A 21,647-nucleotide genomic window follows, 5' to 3' on the forward strand; every position below is an offset into this window, starting at 1 on the left:
GTGGCAGCCGGCCGGGAGCCCACCTAGCCGGGGGGCAGCACCTCAGCCGTCTGTCACCTGGGCGCGTAGCCAGGCGATTTCCTCGGCCCAGATCTCGGGCTCGATGGTTTCCAGCACCAGCGGGATCTCGTCGATACGCGGGTCGCGCATGATGGTGGTGAAGGCATCGAGGCCAATGTTGCCCTGCCCCAGGCTGTGGTGGCGGTCGACGCGGCTGGCGTATTCGCTCTTGGCGTCGTTGAGGTGCATGCCGCGCAGATACTCGAAGCCCACCACCTTGCCGAACTCGTCGAGGGTGGCCGTGCAGGCCTCGGGCGTGCGCAGGTCGTAGCCGGCGGCGAAGGCGTGGCAGGTGTCGATGCATACGCCGACCCGCGACTTGTCGTCGACCTGTTCGATGATGTCGGCCAGGTGCTCGAAGCGCCAGCCCAGGTTGGTGCCCTGGCCGGCGGTGTTCTCGATCACCGCGACGACGCCGCGGGTCTCGGCCAGGGCATGGTTGATCGAGTCGGCGATGCGGGTCAGGCACTCGCTCTCGCTGATTTTCTTGAGATGACTGCCGGGGTGGAAGTTGAGCAGGGTGAGACCGAGCTGCTCGCAGCGCTGCATCTCGTCGAGGAAGGCGGCCCGCGACTTCTCGAGCCCCGCCTTGTCCGGGTGCCCCAGGTTGATCAGATAACTGTCATGGGGGAGGATCTGCCCGGGACCGAAGCCGTGCTCCTCGCAGGCGGCGCGAAAGGCCTCGACGGTGGCCTCGTCGAGGGGCTTGGCCCGCCACTGACGCTGGTTCTTGGTGAACAGGGCGAAGGCGTCGGCACCGATCTCGACGGCACGCACGACGGCCTGGTCGGGTCCGCCGGCGGCGCTGACATGGGCTCCGAGGTATTTCATCTGGCCTCTCCATGGTTGGCGTGCCACAACGATAGCATGCGCGGCCAATCCGTGTGCCGCCTCGCAGATGCCTGGGCCCTGCTAATCTCAAGGGCATGAGGCCGAGGAGAACCGTATGCTGATGCTCATGCTGGTGGCATTGAGCGCCCCCATCGAGGAGGATCCGATCGCCGCGGCGCTGGCGCGCATCGAGGCGCTGGCGGGGTATCGCCTGACGTTGCGCAGCCAGGGCAGCGGCGGCGAGGAGGTCATTCGCTACAGCTACCAGCGGCCCGGCTATGTGCGCATGGACATGGAGACGCCCTATCGCGGGGCGGTGCTGATCTACCGCCCCGATACGGGCAAGGTCCAGCTCTGGCCCTTCGGTTCGCCCGGCAGGCGCCCGGGGCTCTCGCTGCGTCCCACCAACCGCATGGTGCGCAGCTCGCGCGGGCATCGCGTGGATCAGTCGGACGTCGGCACGCTGCTGCGCAACGTTCAGCGATTGCAGCAGCACGGCAGTGCACGCCTGCTCGGGCCGACGGAACTCGAGGGGCACCCGGTGCAGCACGTGGTGGTGGAGGCCGAGCCCGGCCGGGCCGTGCACGAGGTGGCGCGCTACGATCTGTGGCTGGATGGCGAGACGCTGTTCCCACGCCGCGTGATCAGCTACGACCGGCGGGGCGAGCGCCTCGAGAGCGTGCACCTGGAGGATGTCGAACTCGAGCCGACCTTCCCGCCCGATCACTTCGCGCCCTAGACCCCGGCTGTGCAATCATGGCGAAATTCGCGTTCGACACCACCTGGGCCCTCGATGCCCCGGTCGAGGCCGTGTTCGATGCCCTGGCCGACCCGCTGCACTGGCCCGACTGGTGGCCCGGGCTAGTGGAAGCTCGCCAACTCGAGGCCGGCAACGAGCAGGGCATCGGGCGTATCCAGCACTTTGTCTGGAAGAGCCGGCTGGGGTACTACCTGCGCTTCGACATTCGCATTACGCAAGTATGCGAACCCAGCCTGATCGAGGGTGAAGCCAGTGGCGACGTGACCGGTTTCGGCCGCTGGCAGCTGCACGGCGAGAAGGCGGGCACTCGGGTTCGCTATCTCTGGCAGGTTCGCACGGTACCGACCCGCCTGGGCTTGCTGTCCTGCATGGCGCGCCCTCTGGTGGTCTGGAACCATCACGCCATGATGCGCGATGGCCAAGCGGGGCTGGCGCGGTATTTGGCAAGTCTTGCTCCATCCAGATGCAAGAGTGGGCGGTTAGCGTCGAGAGAGCGTTGGTAGAGACACGAGAGTAGCGGTATGCTGCATCCAACTTGTCTCGAAAGTGTCGCAGAGATGCCATGAAGGGCTCGCAGGGCAGAATCGATCATGAGCGGCTATCCGGGGAGGCGCATGGCTGCTTTCCCGTCGATCCCTGTGCCGAGGTCCGCCGCGAGCTCGAAGAGGCTCGCGAGGAGATCGCGAACCTGAAGCGTACTCTGCAGCGCATCCAGCATATCGCCCGGCTGGGCTACTGGCGGGCCAGCCTCAAGGCCAACGAACTGTTCTGGTCGGAGGTGATCTACGACATCTTCGGCGTCGATCCCGACACCTTCACCCCCAGCATCCGTGCGTTCAAGGCCATGGTGCATCCCGAGGACCTGGAAAGCGTCGAGGCGAGCATGCTCCGCGCTCAGGAGCAGGGGCAGCACGACGTCGTGCATCGCATCGTGCGGCCCGACGGTGAGATTCGCTGGGTCCACGAACTCGCCGATTACGCTCCCGAGGGTGATGACCAGATCCTGATCGGCACCGTGCGCGATATCACCGAACAGAAGAAGCTCGAGCTGCGCCTGCGCCAGCTGTCGCGCACCGATGAACTCACGGCGCTGTTCAACCGCCGCTACTTCATGCAGCGGTTGGTTCAGGAACTGGCCCGCTACCGTCGTTACGGCAGGCCCACCTCGGTGGTGCTGTTCGACTTCGACCACTTCAAGCGCATCAACGATACGCATGGCCACCCCGCCGGCGACCAGGCGCTGGTGAGCGTGGGCAAGTTGCTGCGCGAAAAGCTGCGTACGAACGATATCCCGGCGCGTCTCGGCGGGGAGGAGTTTGCGCTTCTTCTGCCCGAAACCAGCCTCGAGGAAGCCGTGGGCGTGGCGGAGAAGGTGCGCCAACTGGTAGAGAAGCAGGAGTTCGAGTCGGAGCAGGGCCACCGCTTCGGCGCGTCGATTACCTGTGGTGTGTCGGCTTTCCAAGGCGCCGAGGAGACGGTGGAAGCTATCCTTCATCGCGCTGACCATAACCTTTACAAAGGCAAGCGAGCCGGGCGCAATCGGGTCGTGGCGGATGAACCGGGTCGCTGAGGGCGCGGCGCCACGAGCAAGGCCCCGCCTGGAACGCGCCGACTGGCTGGCCGATGCGCTGGGCCTGGCGCTGGGGGAGCCGTCGAGCCAACCCTTGTCCAGCCGTCTCTATCACACCCTGCGCGAGTGGATCCAGGCGGGTCGGCTGACCAGCGGCCAGCGGCTGCCTTCGACCCGGCAGCTGGCCCGCGAGCTGGGTCTGGGGCGCAACACGCTGCTGGCCGCCTTCGATCAGCTGCTGGCCGAGGGGTTTCTTGCCACCCGCCATGGCGCGGGCACCTTCGTTGCCGACCTGCCGTTCCATCACGTGCAGACGGCCGCGACGAACGGTGCCACTCCAGCGTCTTCCTCGCGCGCTGGTCCCCCGCGGCTCTCTTCACGCGGCACGGCACTGCTCGCCTTCTGCCACTCCCGAGAGGGGCGCTATTCCGCCTTCGTTCCCGGCGTGCCCGCGCTGGATCGCTTCCCCCATGCCGAGTGGCAGCGGCTGCTGCGGCATCACCAGCGGCGCATGCCGTTGGACTGGCTCGACTACCAGGCCCAGGGGGGGGTGCCGGCACTGCGCGAGGCGCTGGCCGACTACCTGTCGCTCGCCCGCTCGGTGCGCTGCCGCCCCGAACAGATCCTCATCGTGCAGGGCGCCCAGCAGGGCTTCGAGCTGATCGTGCGGCTGCTGAGCGACAGCGGCGACGAGGTGTGGATCGAGGAACCAGGCTATCACGGTGCCCAGGCCTGCTTCATGGCGGCCGGGCTCGCCATGACGCCGGTGCCGGTGGATGGCGAGGGCATGTGCATCGAGGGGCTGCCCGGCTCCCGTGACCCGCGACTGATCTACGTCACGCCTTCGCATCAGTATCCCAGTGGCGCAACCATGAGCCTGGCCAGGCGGCTGGCGCTGCTCGAAGTCGCCGAACGATACGGCGCCTGGATCGTGGAAGACGACTACGACAGCGAGTTCCGCTACGGGCAGCGGCCCGTTGCCGCCCTGCAGGGGTTGGTGGATGACTCGCGGGTGATCTACGTGGGCACCTTCAGCAAGGTCATGTACCCCGGCCTGCGGCTGGGCTACCTGGTGCTGCCCGAGGCGCTGGTGGGGCCCTTTCGCCGTGCCAATGCCCGGCTTCATCGCGAAGGCCAGTACGCCGTGCAGGCCGCCGTGGCGGAGTTCATTGTCCGCGGCCATTTCTCGCACCATATCCGCCGCATGCGTGACTGCTACCGCCGGCGTCAGGCGCTGCTGCGCAAGGCGCTGGCGCCGGCGGTGGCCCGTGGCCTGCGGCTATCCGACGGGCAGGCCGGCATGCACCTGGTCGCCTGGCTCGACGAGCCCGAGCACGAACGCATCCTGATGGAGCGGGCTGCGGGGCAGAGGATCTTGCTGTCCCCATTGTCGAGTTACTATCTCAACGCCCCCGGCCACCCCGGCCTGGTACTGGGCTATGCCGGCAGCGTCGAAGCCGAGATCGAAAGGGCAGGCCACTGGCTGGCTCAGGCGTGGTGTGAATTGGCAGACGCCTAGTCGTTCAGCGGCACGTCTGCGTCGACAGTGAGCTTATCTGTCTGCCCTCTCCATCGAAGTTTTCCGGCGCAAGCCAGCGTTCCAGGCGTGTCTCGACGGAAGGCCACTCGCCGTCCAGCAGCGAAAACCAGGCGGTGTCGCGACTGTGTCCATTCTCCACTCGGTGCTGACGGAACACTCCCTCGAAGCGAAAGCCCAGCCGCTCGGCGGCACGCCGCGAGGCGGCGTTGAACGCATCGCACTTCCACTCATAGCGCCGGTAGCCCAGCGCGAAGGCGTGGCGCATCAGCAGCAGCATGGCTTCGGTGGCTGCCGGCGTGCGCCGCAGCGCTGGGGTGAAGTGGATGTGGCCGACCTCGATGCTGCCGTGCTCCGGCACGATATTGAGGTAACTGGCCAGCCCCAGTGCCCGCTCGTCAGCCACCGTGACGATGGCGTAGAACAGCGGGTCGTTGCTTTCCGACCGTGCCTTCAGCCAGGCGCGGTACTGCTCGGCATCGGCGAACGGCATGCCGCCGGAGTAGGTCCAGCGTGCCGCCGGGCCATCGTGCAAGCCCTCGCCCGGCATCATGAAGGCGGCGTGCAGCGCATCGGCATGGCGTTCGGCCGCGAGCGGCTCGAGGCGAACCCTGCGGCCCAGCAGCGGTATTCGATCCGGCCGGCGTGCCGGCTGCCAGTCGGGCAGGGCGGCGCCGACCGGTTGGCCAAAGTCGTTGTGGCTCATGTTGTGGCTCACGTCGGCCAGGGTCATGACATGCTCTCCTCATTGGCCAGTTGTTGCATGTAACGCCACAACTGGCGTGCCTGCGGGTCGCGGCTCTCGGCCAGGGCTGCCTCGACGCCGGCCTGGTCAGCCTCAGAGCGCTGACGGCCTAGCTTGGCCTTGCCCACCAGCGTCTCGATGGGCAGGCGAAAGCCGACCACGCCGGTCTGCATCTTCTCCAGGTAGCCTGGCTCACGGGACAACGAATCGAGCAGGGCGGGCTCAAAGTGCGCCAGGCTGCGATCGAGCAGTTCACGCGTGGCCTCTGTCCCCAGCAATTCGAGGGTACCCGTGGCGTGTACGGCCAGGTAATTCCAGGTGGGCACGGCTGGCTGACTGGCGTACCAGGCCGGTGAGACATAGGCATGGGGGCCGCTGAAGATCGCCAGCGCCCGATTGCCATCGAGCGTTCGCCAGTGCGGGTTGGCTCGGGCGAAGTGGCCGTAGAGCGTGCCCTGCTCGCCTTCGCTGCGTTCCAGCAACAGGGGCAGGTGGGTGGCCTGCAGGTCGGCGCCGACCAGGACGGCGAAGCCGTGGCGCTCGATCAATTCCCAGGCCTGATTGCGCCCGAGCTGCATTGAAGGGGGAGCGTACATGGTGCCTCCGGGTCAGCCTTGGCTCGCTTGCGAATCGAACAGCAGTCCGTAGTGGTAGAAGGTGGTGTCGCGCTGCCAGCCGAGCGATTCGTAGAGTGCCTGGGCGGTGCGATTGGTGATTTCGGTGGCGAGCTTGAGGTGAGCAACGCCATGGCTTTCGGCCAGTTCCCTGGCGGCCTGCATCAGGGCGCGGCCGACACCGCTGCGGCGCGCCTCGGGCGAGACGAACAGATCGTTGAGTAGCCATAACGGCGCCAGGCGCACAGTGGAGAGCAGGGGATAGAGCTGAACGAAGCCCTGCAATTCTCCTTGCGGCCCTTCGTGCACCAGGACATGCGAGTCGCCGCGCGACAGGCGTGCCTGCAGGAAGCGCCGGGCGCCTTCGAGATTTGGCTCCTGGCGATAAAATTGGCGGTAGCCATCGAGCAGCGCGCTGAGCGGCTCCAGGTCGTCGAGGGTGGCAGGGCGGACGGGCATGGTGGGCACCTCGCGTTGGCGGTAGGGGGTAACCCAGTGTGAAGCGAGGATGGTTCCTTGCTAAGAGCCATTTCAAGGGTGTTTTGGAGAGCCACTTTTTCTGCCATTCAGGTCCGAAAACCGGCAGACAATGGCTGCGCCCAGGCTAGAATGGAGCCATGGACCTCTCGACCGAAACCAACCGCGCCAATGATGCGACTCGAATGACCGAGTCAATGTTGCGCTTGTCTTACCGCCCCCCCTATGACTGGCACGCGGTGCTGGCCTTCCTGGCCCGGCGGACGATCCCGGGGCTCGAGCGCATCGACAGCGAGGGGTATCACCGAATCTTCCGTCTGGGCGGAGCGCTAGGTCGCGTCACGGTGCGCCACGCGCCTGAAGAGAATGCGCTGCGGGCGTCGGTCCGGCTCTCTTCGCGTGAGGCCCTCCCGGAGGTGGGTGAACGACTGCGGCGGCTCTTCGATCTCGAGGCCGATCCTGTGGCGATAGGCCGTAAGCTCAGTCGCGACGCCACGCTGGCGCCACTGGTGGCGCAGCGCCCGGGGCTTCGCGTGCCGGGCGGATGGGATTCGTTCGAGGTCGCCGTGCGCGCCATCCTCGGTCAGCAGGTCAGCGTCGATGCGGCCACGCGGCTGGCCGGCCGGCTGGTCGAGCGGCTGGGGGAACGCTTGGAGGGGCAGGCTGGAGTCGGCCTGGAGCGGCTATTCCCTGCGCCCGAGCGGTTCACTTTCGATGAGATCAAGGCGCTCGGCATGCCCGGCGCACGCGCCACCGCCCTGGTGCGGCTGGCAGACACCTACCGCGAGCAGCCACGGTTGTTCGAACGGCGCCAGGATCTCGACGAGACCGTGGCCCACCTTTGCGCCCTGCCAGGTATCGGCGAGTGGACGGCGCACTACATCGCCATGCGCGGCCTGCAGGAGAGTGACGCCTTCCTGCCGAGAGACGTGGCGCTGCAGCGGGCGCTGGCACAGCAAGGTCGGCGCCCCACGCCGCGCGAACTGCTGGCGCGCGCCGAGGCCTGGCGGCCCTGGCGCGCCTATGCCGTGATGCACCTGTGGCAAGCCGATGCGGCCACCACGACGGCAGCAAAACCGCAACGGGAGAAACGCAATGCGACTCTGGCTTGATCGACTGCCGTCCCCCGTGGGCGAGCTGCGACTGGTCGGCGATGACCAAGGCGCACTGCGCGCGCTGGAATTCGACAGCCACGATGAACGGCTGCATAGTCTGCTGGGGCGTCACTATCGCCACTACGAGCTCGTCGAGGGCTCGGCGCCAGAAGCCATACGTCAGGCGCTGGAGGCCTACTTCGACGGCGATCCGTCCCACCTCGATGCGGTGCCGGTGGCCACCGGCGGCACCGAGTTCCAGCGCCTGGTGTGGCAAGCGCTGCGCCGGATTCCGGCCGGTACCACGATCAGCTACGGCGAGCTGGCGGCGAGGATAGGGCGGCCTGGTGCCAGCCGCGCCGTCGGCCTGGCCAACGGCGCCAACCCGGTGGCCATCGTGGTGCCGTGCCATCGGGTGATCGGTGCCAACGGCACCCTGACCGGCTATGGCGGCGGGCTGCCGCGCAAGCGCTGGCTGGTGGTGCACGAGCGGCGCCAGCTGCAGAGAGACCTGTTTACACTCGCGTAGCGGCCTGTGCCACCAGCTCAGGTCTCATCGACCAACCCCTCCAACAGCTTGCTCAATAGCTCACCCAATGCCTGCTGTTCCTCGCGGCTGAGAGCGGAAAGCATTCTGGCCTCGTTCTCCACGTGGCGGGGCACGACTCGGTTCATTAGTGCCAAGCCTTCCTCGGTCAGCGATACCAGCGTGCCGCGCCGATCCTCGGGATTCGGCGAGCGCACGATCAGGCCCGCCTTCTCCAGGCGATCCAGCCGACTGGTCATGCCTCCCGACGAGACCATCAGTGTCTCGAACAGCTGCGTCGGCCCCAGGCGGTAGGGGGCTCCCGAACGGCGCAGCGTGGCCAGCACGTCGAACTCTCCCAATTGCAGGCCGTACTCCTTGAAGAAGGCCTGTAGTCGCTCCTGGGCGAGCAGTTGGGTGGTCTTCAGATAGCCCACTACCTCCATCGGCAGCAGGTCGAGCTCGGGCATCTCCCGTTGCCATTGGGCAATGGCTTGCTTGACACGATTCATAGGCGCATTTATCTTTCCATCAAGATACTTTGTGTCGAGAATCTTTTCCCGCGCTGAACAGGAGCCGATCATGACCAACTCAACCAAGCCACGCAACCGCACCGGCTGGTACGCCCTGGGTTGCCTGCTGCTGGTCGGCAGCCTGCTGGCCCTGTCGCTGGCCGTGGCCAAGCTCGCCGACGGTGCCGGTGCTCCACGCCTGAGCTTTCTCATGGCGGCCGTTTTCGTTGCCGGCGCACTGCTCCTGGCACTGGCTGCCCTGCGGCGCCAGCCGATGAAGCTCGACCGCCGCATCGTCGAGTACGCCTTGGTCTCGGGCGCCCTTTTCGCGCTGCCCAATGCGCTGGGCTTTCTGGCGGTGCGCCACGTGGGGGCGGGATTCGTCTCGCTCAGCTTTGCCTTCCCGATCCTCGTCACCTGGGTGCTGGCGGTGGGGCTCGGCATGGAGCGCATCAGAGCGCTGCGGCTTTCCGGCGTGCTGCTGGGGCTGGCGGGCGGGGTGTTGCTGGCGTGGGCCAAGGCGGGTGGCATGCAGGGGGCCCAGGGCTGGGTGGCTTTGGTGCTGACGATTCCGCTGATCATCGCGCTGGGCAACATCTATCGCACCCTGCGCTGGCCCGACGAGGCGGGGCCGATCTACCTCGCTGCGTTGATGCTGCTGGGGGGCGCCCTGGCGCTAGCCCCCTTCGTGCTGGCGTTCGAGGCGCAGCAGTTCGGTCAACTGGTCGGCTCGACAGGGGTGCTCAGCCTGCTACTTGCCGAGGTTGCCGTTTTCACCGTGCTCTACGTCTTCTACTTCGTGCTGCAGAAAATTGCCGGCCCCGTGTACCTCAGCCAGATCGGCATGGTGGCGGCCCTGGTCGGCACGCTGATCGCCGTCTCGCTGTTGGGCGAGGCGGTGCCGCCCTACCTGGGCCTGGCGGGGGGGCTGGTGATCCTCGGTGCGGCTCTTTTCCACCGCGGCGCTGCGCGCCGTGACACGACTCCGGCTGCCACGGCGGAAGCCTGACCACAGGAGAATCCCATGTCACTCATGGAAGCCCTGCACTGGCGCTACGCCGCCAAGCGCATGGACGGAAGGCAGGTGCCCCGGCGCACTCTCGATACCATTCTCGAGGCAGCGAGCTTGGCGCCGTCGTCCTACGGTCTACAGCCCTACAGTGTGCTGGTGGTGGAAGACCCGACGCTGCGCGAGCGGATTCGACATGCTGCGTGCGACCAGCCCCAGGTCAGCGAATGCTCCCACCTGTTGATCTTCGCCGCCTGGGCCGAAGTGGACGGCCGGCACGTGGATGAACTGGTGGCATTGACCGCCGCGGCCCGCGGTATCGACCCGGAGGAGTTGGAAGGGTACCGGCAATCGCTCCATGCTGCCGTTGCCGGCTTTGCCACCCCTGAGGCACGTCACCAGTGGGCGGCCCGACAGGCCTATATCGCCCTGGGCACGGCCTTGACCGCCGCGGCAGCGGAACGGATCGACGCCTCACCGATGGAAGGGTTCGACCCGCCCGCCCTGGACGCCCTGCTGGGCCTCGAGCAGCAGGGCCTGCGTAGCGTGGTGCTGCTGGCGCTGGGCTATCGCGACACGGCGCAAGATCGCCTGGCCGGGCAGGCCAAGGTGCGCTGGCCCAGGGAGCGCTTCGTGCTGGTATGGGACGGGGCCTAGACGCTGCCCTCCTTCTCGACCACCAGCACCCGGGCTTCTCCCAGCGGGCAGGCGACATGTTCGGTGCCTACCGAGGCGAAGAAGATGTCGCCCACCTCCAGCAGTCGGGAATGCTCGACGCCCCCGCTGCGATAGCGCATCTCCACCTGGCCATCGAGCACCACGAAGACCTCCTCACCGTCGTTGACGTGCCAGCGGTAGGGCCGGTCGGTCCAGTGCAGGCGGGTGGTGATGCCGTTCATGCTGGCGATGTCCTTGGCGCCCCAGGCGCGCTCGGCGGTGAAGTCCCGGCTGCGGGTGATTTCCATGAGGCTGTGTCCCTCGCGCTACGATATGGTTTTCCGGGCGAACCCCCGAAGCCATTATGCTCGGCGAATCGGTCGTTTTGCCATCCTTGACGTTGCCGGCGTTCAGGATGGGATTCGAGCCGCCCGCTGGGAGAGCGCCAGGCTTTCTGCGAGTTGCTCCGCCTGCAGGCAGGCGTGTCGTCGCGCTTCGCCATCGACTTCGCTGCCAAAGAGAGTCTTCTCCACGATCACCGACTCGATATCGGTAATGCCGACAAATTTCAGCCACATCTCGAAGTATACTTTTTGGTAGTCGTATTCTTGCGATGGCGTAAACGAATCGTTGGCGTAGCTCAGCCCCCTGGCATAAACCACGATGGCTTTCTTGCCAGTGAGCAGGCCGCTGAATCCAAACTCGGGGTCGAAGGAAAACAGAATATCCTTCTGCGATACCAGATCAATGAAGTGCTTGAGTTTATAGGGTACGCCGAAATTCCACAGCGGCATCGAGAACAGCAGAAGGTCGGCCTCGTGCAGGTGGGAAGCGAGCTGACGCAGACGGTCCCAGGCCTGTTGCTGAGCTGGCGTCAGCGGTGTGCCGGCTAGTCCGGCGTACTTTGCTGTCATGGCGCTGTCATCGAATTCGGGTAGGTCCATCTCCCAGGGGTCGAGATGTTTCACCTGGACCTGGGGAGAATAATCCCGGTAGTGAGATATGAAGCTCCTCGCGACTTCCAGCGATGCAGAGCGCTGCTTGCGGGGTGAAGATGAAACGTGCAGGAGAATTGTCATGATACAAATAACCTCACTTGGTTGTTGTCTTCTTTATGCCAGCACCTCCGAAAGGAAAAAATAAATCAAATAGTGTGATGGTATTTATAATGAACCAAGATGATACTTTTTTCTTAACTCTGCTACTCTGGATGAGGGGGCGAAAGAGCGGCTTGAGGCAGCTTGAAGAGGGCGAGGCAATCATCAGGCGGCGTGTCATGACACGCCGCCTGATGATACATAAAAAATGAAAGCCATATTTATCATGGAAAGATATGCACATGCTCGATTTGCTTCTCCTGAGGAGTTTCGTTGCCGTCATCGATGAAGGCAGCTTCACTCGCGCCGCCAACCGCCTGCACCTGACCCAGCCGGCCATCAGCGGGCATCTGCGTCGTCTGGAGGCCCAGGTCGGCAAGCCATTGCTTCGGCGTACGACGCGTGCCTTCGAAGTCACTCCCGATGGCGAATGCCTGGCCGCCTATGCCAGGGCCATCCTGGCGCTCAATCGTGATGCCATGACCCAGCTTTCCCGTTCCACCTATCAGGGCAACGTGCGCCTTGGGGTCGCGGAGGACTGCGTCAGCGCCCCGCTGATGCGAGCACTCAGGGAGTTCATGGAAGACAATCCGCAGGTCGAACTCGGCGTGAGAGTCGGCATTCCCGGCGACATGATCGTGGCCATGAAACGCGGCGATGTGGACATGGTGCTGGGCGCTCAGTGCGGCTCCCACGAGCCAGGCCGGCTGCTGTGGCATGAGCCGCTGGTCTGGGCCTGGGCCGAGCGCTGCCCCGTGCGCTTGCCTTCGCCACTCCCTCTGGCCCTGTTTCCGGAGGCCTGCCCCTATCGCGAAGCTGCCCTGACCCAGCTGGCGTTGGCCGGTGTCCCCCAGCGCATGGCCATGCTCTGCACCAGCGGAGCCAGCCTGCGCGCGGCGGTCGAGGGTGGCTTCGCGCTGGCACCGATGCCGGAGAGTCAGCTCGGACCGGGGCTGGTCGCCCTGGCGGAAGAGCACGGCCTGCCACCGCTGCCCGAGGCCGAGTTCATGCTGATGACCAACCCTTCGGGCGATCAGAGTGTCCTGGCTGCCTTGGCGGAGCGCATCGACGAGCATCTCTGCCCCGCGCCCATCGCGGAGCCGGTCTAGCACCGCAGGCCTGACAAAAAACAATAGCGTGACCCACAGCTTGTGTCCTCGTCATGGAGGAGAGAACAACAATGGTGAGGCTTAGCAGTATATTTCGGTTGGCCGCCAAGGCCTCGACCGGGAGTGAGTCGATCTTTGCCAATGCGATTGTCAGGGCTGCAGCCAAGCCGCGCCCGCCCAGCCCGGCGGCGTTCACGCCGCAGCAGAGCGTGACGACACCGCAATGGAACGCTGGCACAACCTTTCATCCGGTTCAGGCCACGAACAGCGCGTCTTTCCCGGGCTATGGCGTTTATTCACCGGCATACCTGGAATCATTGGCGCTGCTTCCGGACCTCAACCAGGACGAACCATATCTGTTTCCGGACTTGGCGCCGGAAAACCTTGCCCCGGAAGGAGGCGAGGACCCCTTCCAGAACGTGCATACGGTCGAGCCGGTGGACAATGTCGAGACCGACGACAACGCCGCTGCTGAGGCGGCGGAGGGAATCGTCGACGACGTTTCGTCGGGCAAGAGCCTCGAACTGATTGCCGAGGAGCAGGGGCTGAGCCGACAGGAACTGGTCGAACAGCTGGAAGCCGCTGGGTTGGAAGTCGAGACGACGGAGCCCGAGGGCGAAACGGGGCGTACCACTGTCATCACCGATCCGGAAACGAATGACACCCTGGCGGAGTACGAAGAAGTCGAGCTGGCGAATGGTGGCGCAGTCGAAACTTTTACCAATGAGGATGGTGACACCGTCAGGGTCGTCATTGATGACGAGGGCAATCGCACGATACTGGAAGAGGGCCAGGAGACGACCCGGGAGGGGATCGACGGGATCGCCGAGGACGTCTCCGAGGGCAAGGGCCTCGACCAGATTGCCGAGGAGCGGGGGCTGACCCGCGAGCAAGTGATCGCCCAGCTCGCGGCTGCCGGCTATGCGGTCGAGTTCGAGACCAATGAGCTGGCCAATGGTGGGGAGCAATACACCACTAGAATCGTCGATGCTGAAGATGGTGAAGAGGTGATTGCGAGTTACAGCTCCGGGCGAGGTACCGGAACCTCTTCAGTTTATATCGACGCCGAGGGCAACGAGGTCAACCGGACCGAATATGGCAACGGCACGGTGATCGAAACCGTGATCGATGCGGACGGACGTGAAACCAAGACGACCACGGTGGCGGAGAACAATGGAGAAGCCATCGAGTATGAAGTCCAGGATGGTGACTATCTGATCGCCATTGCCGAACGCTACGGTGTGACGCTGGAGGAACTCGAGGAGAGTAACCCTGAACTCTTCGATTCGCCTCGCGACCCCAACGTCATCCACGAAGGCGAGACGGTGATCATCGAGGGTGCCACGCAGACGACGGTCGAGGTGACCGACAACGGTTATACCCTGACCACCTCGCCGGATGGGAGCATGACACTGCGGCGCGACGAGGATGGCCTGGAAGTCGATATCGAACCCGCGACGCAGGAGGAATCGCTCACCGAGCTGTTGATGGGGCTGGACGGCGACTCGGACGAGGAGCAGGCCCTCCAGGGAATTCTCGAGAGTATCCTGCTGGGTAGCGAGGAACTGGCCCGCATCGAGGAGCTGGAAGACGAGCTCGCCGGATTGGAGGAGGAGACCCAAGCCGCCATCGACGAGATCCTCGGGGACGAAGGTGACGCGGACGAGGTCATCAAACCCGCCTCCGATGCGGCTGGCGATAATCCCGGTACGCCACCGGACGAGGCGGCGCCCTCCGGCGGGGAGTGGGAGGCAGTGCGGCGCAACGGGGTATGGGTTTGGGTGGATGCCGAGCTCGTCGAGGCGGTCGAAGCGGAGGAGGCGGCACGTCGTGCCCGTGACGAGGCAATGACCGGCGTCCTGCAAAGACAAGCGGAGCTGGATGTCTACGCCCTGGACCCGGAGCACGAGGAGGCCTGGAACAATGCCCTTGAACGCCTCAACGCCGCGGGTGAGGCTCATGGTGTCTACTGGGAACTGCCGGATCCGGATAGCGCTCTGGAAGAGGCACAGGAACGGCTGGAGGAGGTCACCACGTGGATCGAGTACCTCGATGCCGAGCGCGAGTGGCAAGAACTGCAAGAGGAAGCGGAGGACATCGAGGAGCGCCTCGTCAAGCTCTATGAAGAGGACGAGGAGTATGCACGGTATTTCGATGAGGATGGTTACGAATATACCGTGAGCCGCGGCCGGGCCGGCTCGAAGACAGAACATACAGGCGAGCTGGAGAATCAGGAAATTATCGAGCGGGATGGCCAGCTCTATTTGGTCAACACCTACGAGAACATGGACGAGGAGGTTGAAGTCCCGCTCACTTATGCCCCGGGCGACGCGCCAAGGGAGCGCCCTGATCGGGCGCGTGGGCTAGACCGTGAGTGGGATGAGCTGATGCGTGGGGGCGACTCCCTCGAGTTGGCCGATATCAAGCAGGACGCGCTCGCTGCCGAACGTGAAGAGAACCCGCACTATTTCGAGGAAGGCGGATACGAATATGAAGTGACGTCTCGGGGGCGAGGGGGGCGAAGCACTCGGGACAGGCATACCGGCGAGTTGATGGCGCAGAGCGTTATCGAGCGTGATGGGCAGCTCTGGCTGGTGAATACCTATGCCTCCGAGGAGGTTGAGATCCAACTGACCTATGCCCCAGGAGAGTCCGGTCGTACTGACGCGCAGCAACAGGTAGATGGGGACTGGGCGCACTGGAAAAGGGAGCGGAATGCCTCGGCAGACGGCTTGGTCGATGTTACTGAGCGCTATAACGAGGCGAAGGAAGACTATCAGGAGATGCGCGCCGAGCAGTTCGCTGAACAGCGCGAGAGTCTCGAGGGCGAGAATGGTGAGATTGCCAATGCTCAGCAGACCCTCGACGATGCTGAGGAACGGCTCGGGGAAGGCTCGCTGGTGTCTGACGGTGAGGATACTGTACCGATCGAGCGAGACGGTGAAACCTGGTACGTGCACCCGGAGGTGGCCGCAGCCCACGAGGTATTGAACGATGCCGAGGAGCGGCTGGCGGAATATTCGCGTCTCGAGGAGGCGGCACTCGAGGCCTATCGGGAACGGCACCCGGAGCGCTTCGGCGACAACTACCGCTACTATGATGCGAGCCGCGATCCTCGAGGAGAGGGTCGCATGCAGTCTGCAGGACGGTTCAGCGAGAACGACGTCACTGTCACTGTCGAGGACGGCCAGCTCCATCTGACCATCGTCTACGAAAACTACACACTGGAAGATGAGCTGACCTATACCCCCGGTGAAGCTCCGGAGTGGATGGAGCGTACCAAGGCAGAGCAGCAGCTCGATCGGCAGTGGGCGGACTGGATCGCCGAAGGCAGCCTGGAGGATGCCAGGACGGCCGTAGCGGAGGCTCAGACATCCTATGACGATACCGTCGAGGAGTATGGCCTTGGCGGGACGGAGAAGCTCAGCGGCTCCCTGCCCGATGACGTGGATCCGGTGCTGGTGCCGATCATCAATGAAGAGATGGGAGAGGGGATGCGCTGGGTGCATCCCGAAGTGGCGGCGGCGCAGGAGGAATTGGTGCTGCTCGAGGAGCAGCGTGACTCTCTCGAGGCGGGGGAGTGGCACGCACGAATGGAGGCCTATCGTGCTGCCCAGCCGTCGACCTGGCAACTGCTCGACGGCGGGACCTCGGCCGGGCCGGCACAGGAAGGGCCAGGGCCCGCAGAATCCTGGCAGTGGAAGAATGACTACCTCGAACTGGAGGGAGGATATCTCGAAGCCCAGCAGCACCTCTCCAATAGTCGCGAAACGCGAATCCTCACTCAGTTGGGCATCATGCGGGCCGGCATCTCGTTCATGGAGAAAGCGCCGGAAGACTGGAAGGAACAGCATCCGGAGTTGGATCTCGCCAATGAACAGGACCTCCTTGAAAAGGAGGCAAAGGTCCTAGGAGAGGCTTTGGACGAGAACGCTGACTACCGACTAAACATTGAGAGGGCCAGTCGGTTCAACGCGCACCTGCTGGAACAGGAGGAGGCGCATCGCCTCGATCCGGACAACTCGCCGGAGATTGTCACGGCATTCAGGGATCAGGAGGCCGATGAGGCGCGTGTCGAGGCGGGTTTGGACAACCTGCCGGAGGAGCGTGTCATCACCATCGACGAGGAGCTGGACGAAAACCTGAGCGCGGTGCTCGGGACGGACGACGCTGAACTGATCGACCCGGTGGCCGACCAAATCCGTGAGCTTGGCGATAAGGGAGACGAGGTCGAGATCATCCCGATTCTCTATCAGGAGAGTGGCTCCACTTACGATACAGCCCTGTTCCGCATGGGCGAAGACGATACCCACCCTTGGCTCATCGATGACAGTGGCAGCCGCTATCGCAACTTCGCGGACTTCCAGTACAACAATTACCTGTCCGAAGATGGCCAGGTCTATGTACCGGAGAACTTCGCCGAGATCGCCGATATCAGCGGCGACATTCAGTACGAGTGGCAGCAGGCCCGCGAGAAGAGCTTCACCGAAGAGTGGCTCGACCCGGTGATAGGCATCGGTACCGGAGTTGCCACTCTGCTGTCCTTTACCCCAGCGGCGCCCATAGCTGCCCCTCTTGCCTACGCAGGAGGGGCTTACTTTGCCGCGCGTAGCATTGACAACCTGGCCAATATGAAACGCCATGGCCGCTCCTGGGCGAGTGCGGAAGGCCTGATGCAAGGCGCCATGCTGGCGACGTCCGTGCTGCCGATGGCATCGAGCGGCTTGCGTTTTGCCGGAATGACAGCACGCGGAGTCGAGGGAACGGTGGCGGCGCGCACCAGCATTGGGGCGTTCAATGCCCGCCGACTGAATCCGACACATCCGCACTATTCACCGGACTACGCCTATGCATCGCAGATGCTCTCGCAGCCGGGCGGTGTCTTTGCGGCGGCGCGCTGGTCAGACGTGGGCGCCATGGGCATCGGCGCACCGCTACTGGGCCACTCCGGCTACAACCTCGTAATGCACTGGGAAGAAATGTCAGGTCTCGAACTGACCGAGGCGGTGATGGGGGTTGCCAGCGGTACCTTCGGGACCGGCATGGGGTACCTGGGGCTGCGGGCCTCGTGGCCGAATCAGGGGGGGGCGAGGGAGCAAGCGCCTCCTACCTTACCGCAAGGGGAGGGAATATCTGCTTCTTACCAGAATAACCATGATACCGGTGCAAGGAAAAGCAGCCTTACACGGTTCCGGGATTTCATGTGGGATTTCGTCCAGCAGAACCCCGTGCGAGGGGATGACCGAGGTATCTTTAGAATTCCCTTCTGGTCCAAGAAAGAGAATCAGGGGGCAGCCGCCATCCGTGAGGAACAGGGACTTCCGCCTTGGGTCAATGATGCCGATGTTCAGGCAGCTGCGGCCCTGAAGTCTCTTTCACCTGAAGAAATAGCAGCACTGAGCGGGAAGGAGCGACTAAATATCGAGCCGTGGCATCTATTGCTGCTCTCACCCGAACAACTAAAGGCCTGGCCAGATCCTCCGAATCCAACAAGGAAGTTAAGTTTTGACGAGTGGCATGAACGGTCACGATTAGTGCTGCTGAAGAATACGGCAATGGCTCTGTTGGAGCCTACCGTGATCAGGCCTAGATTGGCTGGTCTCATGGGTGAGGTAACGCCAAGCCATACGGAGGCAACAGCTGTTTTTCGCGGAGATACGCGTGGTCCAGACGTGATTTTCTTGCCCGGCTTCCAGCCAAGAAACCCATCCGATCCTCACGGAGGCGTCTCTACCAGCCTGTCAGCGAGAAAGGCTCGGTGGTGGGCAAGCGAGAGAGCGAGTGATAGCGATACATGGGTTTATACAATAATTAGTGACGTATCAGATGGTGAGATATTTCAGTCGCTACCTGCCAGGCCGAAGAATAAGACTACGCCTCAGCGGGAAGCCGATATCAATGATTATGAGGTCAGGTTTTCGCAAGGTATAGCCGGGCAAGACATCTTGTCTGCCCGGCGTGTTGATTCCGAGGGTAACTACGTTGGTCCTCCTGTCTATAACCCTGGCTTCAAGGACCCTGCCAGGCTTCCGGCATATCTCAGTGCGGAAGCGCTGCAAGGAAGTCAGGCGGTTCGGGGGTTCGATCCAAAAACGGAGCGAGACCTGACAGCGCAATTTCCTGCTCACGACCATTTCACTCCAAGGGTTCTTGGCCACCCGCCTAAGGATGTCTCGAATATCTACATACAGCCCGACATCGGTCCTCGACCACGAGGAGACGAGGCGGGTGTGCAACATAAGACCCACATCCTCTACCGAGATCCGGAAACTGGCGAAGCCTTCGTCATGCCCTGGATGCGGGGCGCATCCCAAAACCACGTGCCTAGTGCGCAGCAGACCGCAACGCCACCGCAGGGGCTCGCGAGGCTTTATCGACTCGGCGATCTGGATGCACTAAATCAAGCATCGAGTGATGGCACTCTACCGGCGGATCACTATGTTCATATCGTTCGCTCATCCAATACCGGGCTCGACGACGCCACATATTTTATCGATGGCGGCACCGTGCCCAAGAGTGGTCGCATTGATGAGAACGGACATCTCCGTTGGCCCTCGAGCCAGAAGGGGCAGCCAGTCACTCTTTCCTTGCATGACCAAGGGAATGGGCGGCAGACGGTACGAATCGAGGATGCTACGGGTAGTGGAGCCTCTCCTCGTGAGGTGACCGCTAAGAATGGCGATATCTTCATCGTCGTAAGCAGTGACCGTGTCACCGAGACCAGGGCGCAGATACAGGGAGGAGGCCTGCCCTTCGCCGTCTATAGTGGCAATGGGCTCTGGAGTGTGTCGTCTACCGTGTCGGCGGGTCAACCGTCAACGGCAACACCTAATGCGGCGCCTAATGCACGGCAACAAGGTACGACGCCACCCCAGACGGCACACCTGACACAGCAAAATGCGACACCATCTCCATCGACACCAGCGAGTGGTAGGGTATCCGTCAGCGGGGGCCCCCAAGGCCCGGTCGTACAGATACACGGTCTGGGAGATGGCTGGACGTCAGTCGTAGGAGAATCCTCTCGAAAGATTTGGCACTCGCCCTATGACCGTAAAGCGAAGAAGCAGGCGCTTCCCGAGACTACCTTGGTGCGTCGCAGCGTACTCGAGCAGGCCTTGGCCCCGGAGGATGTGGCCAAGCTGCCAAACGGTCCTTATGTGAGGGTCTCTTTGGTAGCCGGCTCTCACGGGAGCGGCCAGGTCCACGCCACACCTGCGCACGCTACGGGTAATGATAGTTCGCCAGCGCGTCGCCGCACGGCCCGAGGCCTTGCAACTGCCTTGGTGGGAGGTTCCCTGTTCGGGGGACATAGTGCTGCTGCCCATGGCTGGACCGGCGATGTGCTTAATCGTGCGGCCTCTCCGGAGTCTCCCGCACTTCTCCTCAACGGATTGGGTTTCGTGACGCGGGGAACCCTCAATTTCTTCAAGGCTCGTTTCGACGAAAAGATCAGAATTAATCACGAGGCACTTGAACGAGGCGAGGTCACGGCGGAACTGCTCAACTGGGAAGCCAGTCGCATCATAGCCTCTCGTAGGGCCCTGAATCTCAGCAAGGAGCAGGTCGCGAGAATCGGCACCGTGACGGAGGAATTTTGGGCACGCTACCAACTGCTGCAGGAACTGCACGTTAATCAAGCGAGTGCACAGCGGGGTTGGACGGAAGATGCCAGGATGCTAGCACTCAGACAATCGGCCAGTCTTTATCGAGAGCAGCTGAAAAGAGTCGCTGGGGCGGAGGCCCTGACCGTTAACCCACTGGATCCCCGCACCGTGAGGGGAGTGATATTCAATAGCAGCATATTAGCGACACACTTGGTCAATGATGTGGTGTCCTGGCAGTATCTTCAGAATCAATGGAGTAACGGAGAGCTCTTTAGCACTAACCTGCTAGACGTTACCGGCAACCTCGGGTTGGCAGGCTTTCTTGCCGCCAACGTCGTTCTCGCCGGTAGCGCAGCGGTCAAGGTGGGTACGGGGCTGGCGCGTGTTGATCTGAAATCCCTGCCACTGATCAACAAGTTGACCGGTACCAGCACGGCTACTGGGTCGTACTTCTACGGCATCATGACGCCGCCATGGGCCGCATACACCATGTACTCTGCTGGAGATGCCATTGCCAACGGCCACTGGTTCGCTGCCGGAGTCCATCTGGCCGCACTCCCTTTCCAGATTGGTCTGTCCTATTACGGTATCAAGGGACTGCGTGATGATGCCATTTCCATGGTGCAGGCATGGAAAGGAGGCCAGGATCCCAGCAGATCCTGGCCGATTCGGTTGCTGTATCCAATGACCACCATCCCCATGGCGGCATTGACCGGCACCGAAGCTTACAACCAATTCATGCAAGGCAATCATCTTGCGGGCACGGCCCTGGCGGGTGGCACTCTCATGCAGATGTACTTCATCGATCTTGCGAGCAGGCGGCTCAACTGGAGGGATGCGGATGTGCGTCATGGGCCATTCCGCCGCTTGACCGATGACAACCGCTTGGCAGCGGATGGGAATCGTATCTGGGCTGGCGTGGGCTTGACACTCGCCGGAGGCATGTTAATTCCTGGTGCTTTGATTGATTTGCGTGATTATCTGGAAGACAAGGAATTGCTGCCGGATTGGGAGTGGTTGATTGCGGATCTCGAAGATGATGAAGAATCCGGAGACTCTCCTGCCACGGAAGATGTGTCGGGGCGGTCGGAACAGGAGTTTACCTCGCTAAGTCCGGAGCCGACTCAGCAGCCAAATGATGGAGGGGGGCGTCATGAAGAAGAGCACGAGCACTGGTCTGCCCGGTCTTGGAGACCTTCTACCCACACCGCAGACATTCAACGGCGCACCAACCCGGCTCTCGAGGATCAGGGACATGACTGGGTTGAGGTCGAGTCACACTTGTCGCTGGGAGGCATTGCCATCAGCCGGGGGCACGATGTCGCAGAAGTGGTAGAGCTCAACCTGGGCCATATCGCTGATCCCAGTGCTCTGCAGCCTGGGGACAGGGTCTATCTGCCAAAACGGGAGATGGCTTAGCGCTATCGAGACCACTTGGAAGAGCG

18 protein-coding genes are annotated in these 21,647 nt (G+C 63.2%); 10 read left to right on the plus strand and 8 right to left on the minus strand.

Annotated features, from left to right (window positions below; all coding sequences use genetic code 11):
* Nucleotides 1-42 precede the first annotated feature (42 nt).
* On the minus strand, nt 43-891 hold the full coding sequence (gene nfo, locus I4484_RS03935) for a deoxyribonuclease IV (protein WP_197449720.1): 849 nt from the start codon (nt 889-891) through the stop codon (nt 43-45).
* 115 nt (nt 892-1,006) lie between these two features.
* On the opposite strand from nfo, the gene I4484_RS03940 reads away from it, so the two are divergent.
* From I4484_RS03940 to I4484_RS03955, 4 genes are read left to right on the plus strand one after another with little or no spacing between them, the layout of a single operon-like run.
* Entirely contained in the window at nt 1,007-1,630 is a 624-nt protein-coding gene (locus I4484_RS03940; RefSeq protein WP_197449721.1) for a hypothetical protein, read from the plus strand.
* Nucleotides 1,631-1,647: 17 nt separating this feature from the next.
* Nucleotides 1,648-2,154 carry an SRPBCC family protein gene (locus tag I4484_RS03945; RefSeq protein ID WP_197449722.1) on the plus strand — a complete coding sequence of 169 codons (507 nt, stop codon included), beginning with the start codon at nt 1,648-1,650 and terminating at the stop codon, nt 2,152-2,154.
* Nucleotides 2,155-2,213: 59 nt separating this feature from the next.
* Nucleotides 2,214-3,221 (plus strand): sensor domain-containing diguanylate cyclase, encoded by a 1,008-nt coding sequence (locus I4484_RS03950; protein ID WP_197449723.1) that lies wholly within the window; start codon nt 2,214-2,216, stop codon nt 3,219-3,221.
* Entirely contained in the window at nt 3,205-4,740 is a 1,536-nt protein-coding gene (locus I4484_RS03955; protein ID WP_197449724.1) for a PLP-dependent aminotransferase family protein, read from the plus strand. Before I4484_RS03950 ends, I4484_RS03955 begins: the two co-directional genes overlap by 17 nt.
* Nucleotides 4,741-4,744: 4 nt before the next feature.
* Here I4484_RS03955 and I4484_RS03960 read toward each other — a convergent pair whose 3' ends face one another.
* From I4484_RS03960 to I4484_RS03970, 3 genes are read right to left on the minus strand one after another with little or no spacing between them, the layout of a single operon-like run.
* Nucleotides 4,745-5,491, minus strand: coding sequence for a GNAT family N-acetyltransferase (locus I4484_RS03960; RefSeq protein WP_234283602.1), 747 nt, complete (start codon nt 5,489-5,491; stop codon nt 4,745-4,747).
* On the minus strand, nt 5,488-6,099 hold the full coding sequence (locus I4484_RS03965) for an FMN-binding negative transcriptional regulator (RefSeq protein ID WP_197449725.1): 612 nt from the start codon (nt 6,097-6,099) through the stop codon (nt 5,488-5,490). Before I4484_RS03965 ends, I4484_RS03960 begins: the two co-directional genes overlap by 4 nt.
* 12 nt (nt 6,100-6,111) lie before the next feature.
* Nucleotides 6,112-6,576, minus strand: a complete 465-nt coding sequence (locus tag I4484_RS03970) for a GNAT family N-acetyltransferase (protein WP_197449726.1) — start codon at nt 6,574-6,576, stop codon at nt 6,112-6,114.
* A gap of 215 nt (nt 6,577-6,791) precedes the next feature.
* Here I4484_RS03970 and I4484_RS03975 point away from each other — a divergent pair, with 215 nt between their 5' ends.
* On the plus strand, nt 6,792-7,706 hold the full coding sequence (locus tag I4484_RS03975) for a DNA-3-methyladenine glycosylase (RefSeq protein ID WP_197449727.1): 915 nt from the start codon (nt 6,792-6,794) through the stop codon (nt 7,704-7,706).
* Nucleotides 7,690-8,217: a methylated-DNA--[protein]-cysteine S-methyltransferase gene (gene ogt, locus I4484_RS03980; RefSeq protein WP_197449728.1), complete on the plus strand. Its 528-nt coding sequence runs from the start codon at nt 7,690-7,692 to the stop codon at nt 8,215-8,217. Before I4484_RS03975 ends, ogt begins: the two co-directional genes overlap by 17 nt.
* Nucleotides 8,218-8,234: 17 nt before the next feature.
* Here ogt and I4484_RS03985 read toward each other — a convergent pair whose 3' ends face one another.
* Entirely contained in the window at nt 8,235-8,726 is a 492-nt protein-coding gene (locus I4484_RS03985) for a MarR family winged helix-turn-helix transcriptional regulator (RefSeq protein ID WP_197449729.1), read from the minus strand.
* A 70-nt stretch (nt 8,727-8,796) separates the two neighbouring features.
* On the opposite strand from I4484_RS03985, the gene I4484_RS03990 reads away from it, so the two are divergent.
* A complete protein-coding gene (locus tag I4484_RS03990; RefSeq protein ID WP_197449730.1) occupies nt 8,797-9,735 on the plus strand; it encodes a DMT family transporter in 939 nt (312 codons plus the stop codon).
* 15 nt (nt 9,736-9,750) lie between these two features.
* Nucleotides 9,751-10,392, plus strand: a complete 642-nt coding sequence (locus I4484_RS03995) for a nitroreductase family protein (RefSeq protein WP_197449731.1) — start codon at nt 9,751-9,753, stop codon at nt 10,390-10,392.
* Here the strand turns inward: I4484_RS03995 and I4484_RS04000 are convergent.
* The 3 genes from I4484_RS04000 to I4484_RS04010 all read right to left on the minus strand — a co-directional run bounded on the left by I4484_RS04000 (nt 10,389) and on the right by I4484_RS04010 (nt 11,670).
* A complete protein-coding gene (locus I4484_RS04000) occupies nt 10,389-10,700 on the minus strand; it encodes a cupin (protein WP_197449732.1) in 312 nt (103 codons plus the stop codon). The genes I4484_RS03995 and I4484_RS04000 overlap by 4 nt on opposite strands.
* Nucleotides 10,701-10,802: 102 nt before the next feature.
* Nucleotides 10,803-11,471: an FMN-dependent NADH-azoreductase gene (locus I4484_RS04005; protein ID WP_197449733.1), complete on the minus strand. Its 669-nt coding sequence runs from the start codon at nt 11,469-11,471 to the stop codon at nt 10,803-10,805.
* Between the two features lie 13 nt (nt 11,472-11,484).
* On the minus strand, nt 11,485-11,670 hold the full coding sequence (locus tag I4484_RS04010) for a hypothetical protein (protein WP_197449734.1): 186 nt from the start codon (nt 11,668-11,670) through the stop codon (nt 11,485-11,487).
* Between the two features lie 61 nt (nt 11,671-11,731).
* Here I4484_RS04010 and I4484_RS04015 point away from each other — a divergent pair, with 61 nt between their 5' ends.
* Both I4484_RS04015 and I4484_RS04020 read left to right on the plus strand, forming a co-directional pair.
* Complete coding sequence (locus I4484_RS04015; RefSeq protein WP_197449735.1) at nt 11,732-12,598, plus strand: LysR family transcriptional regulator; 867 nt, start codon at nt 11,732-11,734, stop codon at nt 12,596-12,598.
* 53 nt (nt 12,599-12,651) lie between these two features.
* Nucleotides 12,652-21,621 (plus strand): LysM domain-containing protein, encoded by an 8,970-nt coding sequence (locus I4484_RS04020; protein WP_197449736.1) that lies wholly within the window; start codon nt 12,652-12,654, stop codon nt 21,619-21,621.
* Nucleotides 21,622-21,647 lie beyond the last annotated feature (26 nt).

This window comes from Halomonas sp. SS10-MC5 (assembly GCF_015992245.1).
In the GTDB taxonomy this organism is placed as follows: Bacteria; Pseudomonadota; Gammaproteobacteria; order Pseudomonadales; family Halomonadaceae; genus Halomonas; species Halomonas sulfidoxydans.